The 11,482-nt window shown below is 69.5% G+C and carries 1 pseudogene; it reads left to right on the plus strand.

Annotation, left to right across the window (positions count from 1 at the left end):
• Positions 1 to 23 precede the first annotated feature (23 nt).
• Positions 24 to 11,354 (plus strand): annotated as a pseudogene (locus ACZ6I3_RS26260) (amino acid adenylation domain-containing protein); the annotation flags it as partial.
• Between the last annotated feature and the right edge of the window lie 128 nt (positions 11,355 to 11,482).

The following is an 11,482-nucleotide window of genomic DNA, read 5'->3' on the forward strand; positions in this document are numbered from 1 at the left end:
GGCATGGGGGTGGGGGGCCGCGGTTGGTGAATATGTATGGGATTACGGAGACGACGGTGCATGTCTCGTATTTCCCGTTGGAGAGTGCGGAGGTGGGCTCGGGTGCTTGTGGTGGTGTGATCGGGGTGGGGCTTCCTGATTTGCGGGTGTTTGTGCTGGATGAGTGGTTGCGGCCGGTGCCGGTGGGTGTGGTGGGGGAGTTGTATGTGGCGGGTGCGGGTCTGGCGCGGGGTTATCTGAATCGTGCGGGGCTGACGTCGGAGCGCTTTGTCGCGTGCCCGTTCGGTGCGGTGGGTGCGCGGATGTACCGGACGGGAGACCGTGCGCGCTGGACGGCTGAGGGACGGCTGGCCTTCGAAGGCCGTGCGGACGAGCAGGTGAAGATCCGCGGGTTCCGTGTCGAGCCGGGCGAGATCGAGACGGTGGTGGCCGCGCACCCTCAGGTGGCGCGAGCTGCGGTGATCGCCAGAGAGGACACGCCCGGCGATGTCCGCCTGGTCGCCTACCTCGTACCGACGGACGGGGACGACGACGCGGGCGACCTTGCCTCCGGGGTGAGGGCGTTCGCGGCTGCCCGGTTGCCGGAGCACATGGTGCCGTCGGCCGTCATGACTCTGGACGCGTTGCCGTTGACGGTGAACGGGAAGCTGGATCGCAGGGCGTTGCCGGCTCCCGAGTTCATGGCGGGTGGGGGTCGTGGTCCGGTGACGGTGCAGGAGGAGATCCTGTGCCAGGTGTTCGCGGAGGTTTTGGGCCTGCCCGCGGTGGGTGTGGACGACGACTTCTTCGCGCTGGGTGGGCATTCCCTGCTGGCGGTGTCGCTGGTGGAGCGGTTGCGCGGTCGGGGTGTGTCCGTCTCCGTGCGGGCGCTGTTCCAGACGCCGACACCCGCAGGGCTGGCTGCGGTGGCGGCTCCGGATGAAGTCGTTGTTCCGGAGAACAGGATCCCCGAGGGTGCTGAGCGCATCACTCCGGACATGCTGCCGCTGGTGGATCTCGACGAGTCCGAGTTGGCGCACATCGTCGGGCAGATACCCGGTGGCGCGGCGAACATCGCTGATGTGTATCCCTTGGCGCCTTTGCAGGAGGGTTTGTTCTTCCATCATCTGTTGCAGGCGGACGGTGGTGCGGATGCGTATGTGGTGCCGCGGGTGCTGCGGTTCGACTCGCGTGAGCGTCTGGATGCGTTCCTCGGCGCTCTTCAGCGGGTGGTGGACCGGCACGACATCTACCGCACGGCGATCGTGTGGGAGCGGTTGCGTGAGCCGGTCCAGGTCGTGGTCCGTCAGGCCGAACTGCCCATAACTCACGTCAAGTTGACCGCCGAAGGCCCGGCCGCGGTGGAGCAGCTGATCGCGGTGGCCGGGTCGAGCATGGACACCGACCGTGCCCCGTTGATCGACGTCCACACCGCCGTACAGCGGGGTGAGGACGGTGCTTGGCTGGCGTTGCTGCGGATGCATCACCTGGTCCAGGACCACACCACGCAGGATGTCCTGCTGGACGAGATGAGAGCTTTCCTGTCCGGGCGGGAGGATTCGCTGCCCGAGCCGTTGCCGTTCCGGAACTTCGTCGCGCAGGCACGGCTGGGTGTGAGCCGTGAGGAACATGAGCGGTACTTCGCCGGTCTGCTGGGGGATATGGAGGAGACCACCGCCCCGTACGGTCTGCTGGACGTGCACGGGGACGGCAGCGGTGTCGTGCGTTCTCACCTGCGGGTTGATGAGGAGGTCGGCCGGCGGGTCCGCGACGTCGCACGGTCACTCGGCGTGAGTCCGGCCAGCGTGTTCCACCTGGCGTGGGCGAGAGTGCTCGCGACGGTCAGTGGCCGGGATGATGTCGTGTTCGGGACGGTGCTGTTCGGGCGGATGAACGCCGGAACCGGCGCGGACCGGGTGCCGGGGCTGTTCATCAACACCCTGCCCGTGCGGGTCCGTGTCGACGCGGTCGGGGTGGGCAGCGCGCTGGAGGGCGTGCGCAACCAGCTGGCGGAACTGCTGGTCCACGAGCACGCTCCGCTGACGCTGGCGCAGCAGGCCAGCGGGATCCCGAACGGCAGCCCGCTGTTCACCTCACTGTTCAACTACCGGCACGGCAAGCGCCCGCAAGCGGCCCCCGCACCGGAAGCCGGCAGCGCGCCCAGGGGCATTGTCACGGTGTCCATGCGTGAGGTGACGAACTATCCGGTGACCATGGCGGTGGACGACCTGGAGTCCAGGTTCGGGCTGACCGTGGACGCGGTGGGCCCGGTGGACGGGCAGGCGGTGTGCCGGCTGCTGCACACCTGCCTCGACAACCTGGTGAGCACGCTTGAGGACGACCCCGACGGCCTCCTGTCGGCAGTGGACATCCTCGACCAGAGCGAACAGAGCCGACTCCTCGAAGACTGGAACGACACCACAACCGAGTTGCCGAAGCAGGGTGTTCACACCTTGGTCGCCGGACAGGCGCGGCTGCGTCCGGACGCCGTGGCGGTGGAGTTCGGGAACGCGAAGCTCTCGTATCGGGAGCTGAACGCGCGAGCCAACCAGATCGCGCACGCGCTCATCGCGGCCGGTGTGGGCCGGGGTTCGCTGGTGGGAGTGTGCCTTGAGCGCGGCCCCGATGCGGTAGCCGCGCTGTTGGGCGTGTGGAAGGCCGGTGCGGGCTACGTTCCGCTGGACACGGACTATCCCTCCGCCCGGTTGGCGTCCATGATGCGCGACGCCGATGTCCAGGTCATCGTCAGCCAAGGGGCACTGGCCGATCTGCTGACGGACTTCCGTGGCGTGGTCGTACCGGTCGAGAGCGTCGATGAAGCCTTCCCGAGTGACGATCCGGCAGTAGCCGTCGCCGCGGATGACGCCGCCTATGTGATGTTCACGTCCGGATCGGCGGGGCTGCCCAAGGGCGTGATGGTGGAGCACCGCGCCGTGGTGCGGCTGGTGTGGGGTCAGGAGTACGCCGAGTTCAGCGAGCAGAATGTGCACCTCCTGCTGGCGCCGCTGGCGTTCGACGCCTCGACCTTCGAGTTGTGGGGCGCGCTGGTGCACGGTGGCCGCCTGGTGATCGCTCCTCCTGGGGCAGTGGGCATTCCGGAGCTCAGGTCGTTGATCTCGAGTAAGGGCATCCGCAACCTGTGGTTGACCGCTGCGCTCTTCAACACGGTCGTCGATGAGGACCCGAGTGCGCTGGCGGGACTGGCACGGGTGCTGGTCGGCGGCGAGGCGTTGTCGTCGCGGCATGTGCGAGACGCGCAGACCGCGGTGCCGGGACTGCGGGTGGTGAACGGGTACGGGCCGACCGAGACCACCACGTTCGCCTGCACCTACGCCATTCCGGAGCTGCCCGAGGACACGCAGTCCGTGCCGATCGGCGCACCGATCGCGAACACGCGCGCTTACGTGGTGGATGGTGCGTTGCGGCCGGTGCCGGTGGGTGTGGCGGGGGAGTTGTATGTGGCGGGTGCGGGTGTGGCGCGGGGGTATGTGGGTCGTCCGGGGCTGACGGGTGAGCGGTTCGTCGCATGCCCGTTCGGTGGTTCGGGTGAGCGGATGTATCGGACGGGGGATGTGGTGCGGTGGTCGGCTGGGGGCCGGCTGGAGTATCTGGGGCGTGCGGACGAGCAGGTGAAGGTCCGGGGGTTCCGCATCGAGCCCGGTGAGGTCGAGGCGGTGCTGGCCGCGCATCCCCAGGTCACACAGACAGCGGTGATCGCCCGTGAGGACGTTCCCGGTGACAGGCGTCTGGTGGCGTATGTGGTGGGGGACGTGGCGGAGTCCGAGCTGCGTGACTTCGTGGCTGAGCGGTTGCCGCAGTACATGGTGCCGTCGGCCGTCGTGACTGTGGATGCGTTGCCGTTGACGGTGAACGGCAAGCTCGACCGCAAGGCACTGCCTGCTCCCGCGTACACGGGGGCTGACGGCGGTCGTGCGCCGGCGACCGTGCAGGAGGAGATTCTGTGCCAGGCGTTCGCGCAGGTACTGGGCTTGGATCAGGTGGGTGTCGAGGACGACTTCTTCGCGTTGGGTGGGCATTCGCTGCTGGCGACGCGTTTGGTGAGTCGGGTGCGTGCAGTGCTGGGTGTGGAGGTGGCGCTGCGGACGTTGTTCGAGGCGTCGACGCCGGCGGGGCTTGCGGCGAGGCTGGGTCAGGCCGAAGTGGCGCGTCCGGCGTTGGTGGCGGGGGTACGTCCGCAGCGGGTGCCGCTGTCGTATGCGCAGCGCAGGCTGTGGTTCATCGGTCAGCTGGAAGGCCCGAGTGCGACCTACAACATCCCGATCGGTGTGCGGCTGACCGGGGCACTGGACCAGCAGGCGCTGGAGGAAGCCCTCCGCGATGTGCTGGAGCGCCATGAGGTGCTGCGGACGGTGTTCGCGGTCGCCGACGGTGAGCCGTATCAGCGGATCCTGCCGGTCGAGGAGACCGGGTTCTCGCTGACCGTCACCGATGTGAGCGTGGAGGAGCTGGGCGAGGCGGTGGCGGAAGCGGCAGGGTACGCATTTGACCTTGCTGAGGAAATCCCCGTCCAGGCACATCTGTTCGCCGTGGGATCGGATGATCACGTGCTGACAGTTGTAGTGCATCACATAGCCAGTGATGGGTGGTCGTCTGCTCCTTTGGAGCGTGATCTGACGTCTGCGTACGCGGCGCGGTGTGAGGGTCGGGCGCCGGTGTGGGCGTCGTTGCCGGTGCAGTACGCGGATTACGCGTTGTGGCAGCGGGAGTTGCTCGGTGAGGAGAGTGACCCCGGGAGTGTGTTGTCGCGTCAGGTGGGGTTCTGGCGTGAGGTGCTGGCCGGGGCTCCGGAAGAGCTGGCGCTGCCCTATGACCGGTCGCGTCCTGTGGTTGCTTCGCATGAGGGGCATGCGGTGGGGCTGCAGGTGCCGGCCGGGGTGCATGCGCGGTTGCGTGAGATGGCCCGTGCCGAGGGTGTGACGGTGTTCATGGTGCTCCAGGCCGCGGTGGCGGTGACGTTGTCGCGGCTGGGTGCGGGCACGGACATCCCGATCGGCTCGGCGATCGCCGGCCGTACGGACGAGGCGCTGGACGAGCTGGTGGGTTGTTTCGTCAACACGCTGGTGATCCGTACGGATCTGTCGGGTGATCCGACGTTCGTGCGGGTGCTTGAGCGGGTGAGGGAGACGAGTCTGGCCGCGTTCGGGCATCAGGATGTGCCGTTCGAGCGGTTGGTGGAGGAGTTGGCGCCGGCTCGTTCGGCGGCTCGGCATCCGTTGTTCCAGGTCATTTTGACGATGCAGGACACGGTGTCGGCGGCGGGTGTGGGTGGGGCGGCGCCGGGGGTGTCGGGTCTGCGGGGCAGTGCGTTGCCGTTGGGGCGGGTGGGGGCGAAGTTCGATGTGTCGGTGCTGGTGGGTGAGCGGTTCGGCCCGGATGGTGCTCCGGCGGGTATCGGCGGGGTGGTGACGGGGGCGGCTGACCTGTTCGAGCCCGGCACGGTCGCCCGGATAGCGGGCGCACTGAACCTGCTGCTGTCCCAGGTCGTCCAGAACCCCTCGACACGGCTGAACGCCATGGAAGTTGTTGACGGGGCTGAGCGGCATCGTGTGGTGGTGGAGTGGAACGACACGGCGGTGAGGCTGCCTGGGGTGTCGGTGCTGGGGTTGTTCGAGGGGCAGGCTGCTCGGTCGCCGGGTGCGGTGGCGGTCGTGCAGGGGGATGAGTCGGTGTCGTTCGGGGAGTTGGAGGTGCGGGCGAATCGGCTGGCGCACTATCTGCGGTTGCAGGGCGTGGGCACGGAGTCGGTGGTGGGGCTGTGTCTGCCGCGGGGTGTGGAGACTCTCGTCGGGATGCTGGGGGTGTGGAAGGCGGGGGCGGCCTATGTCCCGGTGGATGTGGGTCAGCCTGCGGAGCGGGTGGCGTTCGTGCTGCGGGACAGTGGGGCGGTACTGACGCTGACCACGGAGGAGATCCTCGAAGACCTCCCGGTGGGTCGTCATCGCCTGGTCGCCATCGACGACACCCTCACGGCGATGCAGCTGGCGGCGGCTCCTGAGACGGCACCGGGCGTGGAGATCCTGCCGGGGCAGGCGGCGTATGTGGTGTACACGTCGGGTTCGACGGGGCGTGCGAAGGGTGTGGCGGTCACGCACGGGGGCCTGTCGAACTACGTCGCTTCGGTGCCCGAGCGGGTCGGCTTCGGCAGCCCTGGCCGGTATGCGGTGCTCCAGGGCCAGGCCACCGACCTGGCGAACACGACGGTCTTCGCGAGTCTGACCGGCGGGGGTGAACTGCACTTCATCGACGAGGAGTTGGTGACCGACCCGGTCGCGGTCGCGGCTTATCTGGTGGAGCGGGGGATCGATTTCCTGAAGGCGGTGCCCTCGCATGTGGCGGCGTTGGGTGTGGCGTCGGTGGCCTCGGTACGGTCCCTGGTCCTGGGCGGTGAGGCGGCCTCCGCCGATCTGGTGAGCGAGCTCCTGGGAACCGCCGGCGCAGAGCGCACGCTGTTCAACCACTACGGGCCGACCGAGACCACAGTCGGTGTCACGACCACCCAGTTGACTGCGGAGCAGGCGGCGTCCGGGGTGGTCCCGGTGGGCTCCCCGGTGGCGAACACGCAGGCCTATGTGTTGGACGCGGGTCTGAAGCCGGTGCCGGTGGGTGTGGTGGGCGAGCTGTATGTGGCCGGTGCGCAGGTGGCGCGGGGGTATGTGGGCCGGCCCGGGCTGACGGGGGAGCGGTTCGTCGCGTGCCCGTTTGGTGGTTCGGGTGAGCGGATGTATCGGACGGGGGACCGCGTTCGCTGGTCGGCCGATGGGCGGCTGGTGTTCGCCGGGCGTGCGGACGAGCAGGTGAAGATCCGTGGGTTCCGGGTAGAGCCCGGCGAGGTCCAGGCGGTCGTGGCCGCGCACCCGCTGGTCCTCCAAGCGGCGGTGGTCGCTCGTGAGGACAGCCCGGGTGATGTCCGTCTGGTCGCCTACGTCGTCACCGACGCCGAGGACGACATGGACACTGCCGCACTGGCCACAGCGGTGAAGGAGTTTGTCGCCGCGCGGTTGCCGGAGTACATGGTCCCCTCCGCGGTGATCGTGCTGCCGGAGCTTCCGCTGACCGGCAACGGGAAGCTGGACCGCAAGGCGTTGCCGGCCCCGGACTACGGTGCGGCGGCGACGACGGGCACGGGGCGTGCGCCCGCGACGGTGCAGGAAGAGATCCTCTGCCAGGCCTACGCCCAGGTCCTGGGCCTGCCCACGGTCGGCGTGGACGACGACTTCTTCACGCTGGGCGGCCACTCCCTGCTGGCCGTCTCACTGGTCGAGCAACTCCGCGGCCGCGGTGTGTCCGTCTCCGTACGGGCCCTGTTCCAGACCCCGACCCCCGCGGGCCTGGCGGCGGTGGCGGCTCCGGACGCGGTCGTGGTTCCGGAGAACCGCATCCCGCACGATGCTGAGCGCATCACTGCGGACATGTTGCCGCTGATCGATCTGGACGAGTCCGAGTTGGCGCACATCGTCGCGCGGATACCGGGCGGCGCGGCCAACATCGCCGACGTCTACCCGCTCGCCCCGCTGCAGGAAGGCATCCTCTTCCACCACCTGCTGCAGACGGACGGTGGCACGGACGTGTACGCGGCACCGCGAGTCATCCGCTTCGACTCGCGGGAGCGCCTGGACGCGTTCCTCCGCGCGTTGCAGCGAGTGGTGGACCGGCACGACATCTACCGCACCGCGATCCTGTGGAAGGACCTGCGCGAGCCGGTTCAGGTCGTGGTCCGCCGGGCCGAACTGCCCATCGCATCCGTGGAGTTGACCGCCGAAGGCCCTGCCGCGGTGGAGCAGCTGATCGCGGCGGCCGGGCCGAGCCTGGATACGGGGCGCGCGCCGTTGATCGATGTCCACACCGCCGCACAACCGGGTGAGGACGGCGGCTGGCTGGCGTTGCTGCGGATGCATCACCTGGTCCAGGACCACACCACACAGGATGTCCTGCTGCACGAGATGGGCGCGTTCCTGTCGGGGCGCGAGGACTCGCTGCCCGAGCCGGTGCCCTTCCGGAACTTCGTCGCGCAGGCCCGCCTGGGCGTGAGCCGCGAGGAGCACGAGCGGTACTTCGCCGAGCTGCTGGGAGACGTGGAGGAGACCACCGCCCCGTACGGTCTGCTGGACGTGCATGGTGACGGCAGCGGGGTCGTACGCTCCCACCTGGGCGTCGACGACGAGGTCGGCCGGCGGGTCCGCGACGTCGCCCGGTCACTCGGCGTGAGTCCGGCCACCGTGTTCCACCTGGCCTGGGCGAGGGTGCTGGCCACGGTCAGCGGACGCGACGATGTCGTCTTCGGCACGGTGCTGTTCGGGCGGATGAACGCCGGAACCGGCGCGGACCGGGTACCGGGTCTTTTCCTCAACACCCTGCCCGTACGGGTCCGCGTCGGCGCCGCCGGTGTCGGACAGGCGCTGGAAGGCCTCCGGAACCAGCTGGCGGAGCTGCTGGTGCACGAGCACGCGCCGCTGACGCTGGCCCAGCAGGCCAGCGGCGTACCCGGCGGCAGCCCGCTCTTCACCTCGATCTTCAACTTCCGGCACAGTCAGCGCCCGAGTACGGAGTCCCGCAAGGAAGACGGTGCCGCGCCCAGGGGCATCCAGATGGTGTTCGCCCGGGACGCCACCAACTACCCGGTCGCCGTTTCGGTGGACGATCTCGGGGCCGGGTTCGGGCTGACCGTGGAAGCGGTGAAGTCGGTGGACGGACAGGCGGTGTGCCGGCTCCTGCACACCTGCCTGGACAACCTGGTGACCACGTTGGAGTACAGCCCGGAGAGCGGGCTCGCCGCGGTGAACGTGCTCGACGAGGTCGAGCAGCGCCGCATGCTGACGGAGTGGAGCGGCCCCGACACGCGAGTTCAGGCGGCCACGGTGCCGGAGCTGTTCGCGGCACAGGCGACCCGGACACCGGACGCCCTCGCGATCGTGTGCGACGGTGCTGAACTGACGTACGGCGAGCTGGAGGTGCGGGCGAACCGACTGGCCCGCCGTCTGGCGTCGGAGCACGGCGTGGGCCCGGAGTCGGTGGTGGCGATACTCGCCGAGCGTTCCGTCGAGCTGATCGTGGCGATCCTCGCGGTGATCAAGGCCGGCGGCGCCTACCTGCCCATCGATCCCGACTATCCCGTCGAACGAGTCGTCTACACGCTCGACGACGCCAGGCCCGCCTGCATCCTGACCACGTCACGCTGCGGGCGGGGGGTGCCGCAGGACTGCGACGTACCGCTGCTGGTGCTGGACGCGCCCGGGACACCGGACGTGGGGGACCTGCGGAACGCGGACCCGCTGGCGCCGCCGCGCAAGCAGAACGCGGCCTACGTCATCTACACCTCCGGCTCGACCGGCCGGCCCAAGGGTGTGGTCGTCTCGCACGCGGGGTTCGCCAACCTGTCGGCGAGCCACGCGAGGTTCGGTGTGGAACCGGGCCACCGGGTGGCGCAGTTCGCGTCGGTCGGTTTCGACAACTTCTGCTCGGAGTGGTCGCTGGCCCTGCTGTCGGGAGCGGCCCTGGTGGTCGTGCCCCAGGACCGGCGGCTCGGTGCGGAACTGGCCGAGTTCATGACCGACCAGTCGGTCACCCACGCCACATTGCCTCCTGCGGTCCTGGCGACGGTGCCTGACGGGGCGATCGGGACCGGAGTCGTCCTCGAGGTGGGGGGCGAGGCATGTCCGCCCGAGGTGGTGGAGCGCTGGTCGGCGGGGCGGGTGATGTTCAATACCTACGGCCCCACGGAGACGACGGTGGACGCCACCGCGTGGCGCTGCCGCCCCGGACCGGAGTCGGGCACGGTGCCGATCGGCGCCCCGATCGCCAACACCCGTGCCTACGTGCTCGATGCCTCCCTCAACCCGGTGCCGGTCGGGGTGGTCGGCGAGCTGTACCTGGCCGGTGCGGGTCTGGCGCGGGGGTATCTGGGGCGGCCCGGCCCGACGGCGGAGCGCTTTGTGGCCTGCCCGCTGGGTGCCGCCGGTGAGCGCATGTACCGGACGGGTGACCGGGTCCGGTGGGCGGCGGACGGAAACCTGGAGTTCGCCGGCCGCACGGACGACCAGGTGAAGATCCGTGGCTTCAGGATTGAGCCGGGCGAGATCGAGAAGGTGCTCGACGGTCATCCGCAACTGAGCCAGGTGGCCGTTGTCGTGCACGAGGACCCCCAGGGCGGCAAGCGACTGGTCGCCTATGTCGTCCCTGCGGCCGGTGACGCCGATCCGGGCGCGCTGGCCGGGTCGGTGCGGGAGTTCGCGGCCGTATGGCTGCCGAACTACATGGTGCCGTCCTCGGTGACCGTCCTGGACTCCCTGCCCCTGACGGTGAACGGCAAGGTGGATCGCAGAGCCCTGCCCGCTCCCGACTTCGCCGCGGGGACTGCCGGGGAACCCTCGCCGGGCCGGGGCGCCTCGGGTGCGCTCGAAGCCCTGGTGTGCGAGACGTTCGCCGAGGTCCTGGGCGTGCCGGCGGTCGGTGTCGACGACGACTTCTTCGCTCTCGGCGGCCACTCGCTCATGGCGGTCTCGCTGGTGGAGCGGCTGCGGGGCAAGGGCGTCACCGTGTCGCTGCGCACCCTGATCACCAATCCGACGCCGGCGCGGCTGATGCGGACGTTCAGCCTGGCGTCGGTGCGGGACGCCCTCGACGGAGTGTTGCCGATCCGGACCGGTGGCACCGAACCGGCGTTCTTCTTCGTCCACCCCGCGGGCGGGCTGAGCTGGTGCTACATGCCGTTCGCCCGCTTCATTCCCCAGGAGCACCCGCTGTACGGTCTCCAGGCACGAGGTCTCGAAGGCTCCGGGGAGCCGGCGGTCTCGGTCGCCGACATGGCCGCCGACTACGTCGACCGCATTCGCGCTCTGCAGCCGTCGGGTCCGTACCACCTCGTGGGCTGGTCCTTCGGCGGAACTCCCGCACACGAGATCGCGGTGCGGCTCGAGGCCGAGGGCGAAGAGGTGTCGCTGGTCCTCATGGACGCGTACCCGCCGATTCCGGGAACGGGCGCCGCGACTCCCCGGAGTGGTGGAGCCGACGGACCGGCGCGCCTGGCGCAGCGCGTCCGTGCTGAACTCGGCCCGGTGCTGGGCGGAGTCGACGACGACGAAGTCGTGCTGCTGGTGCGGGTGTTCGACAACAACGCGACGCTGATGGACCGTCATGTCTACGGAACCTTCGGCGGAGACACACTGCTGCTCATCGCGGAAGAAGGGAAACCGGCGGACTTCTCGTTCGAGGCCCTGTGGCAGCCCTACCTCACCCGGCAGGCCACGACCGTCAGGCTTCCCTGCGGACACTCGGACATGGCGAGGCCCGACATGCTGGGAGCGGCGTGGGAGGCCATGGCGCAGTGGCTGTCCGCACGGCCGGAGCGAGGGGCCTGAGCGTTACGCCGGGGAACGCAAACGTCGAGGGGGGGGGGGGGGAGGGGGGGGGGGGGGGGGGTGGGGGGGGGGGGGGGGGGGGGGGGGGGGGAGGGTGGGGGGGGTTCCCTGTCCCCACATAGAAGGCG

The organism is Streptomyces sp. NPDC041940 (assembly GCF_055589465.1).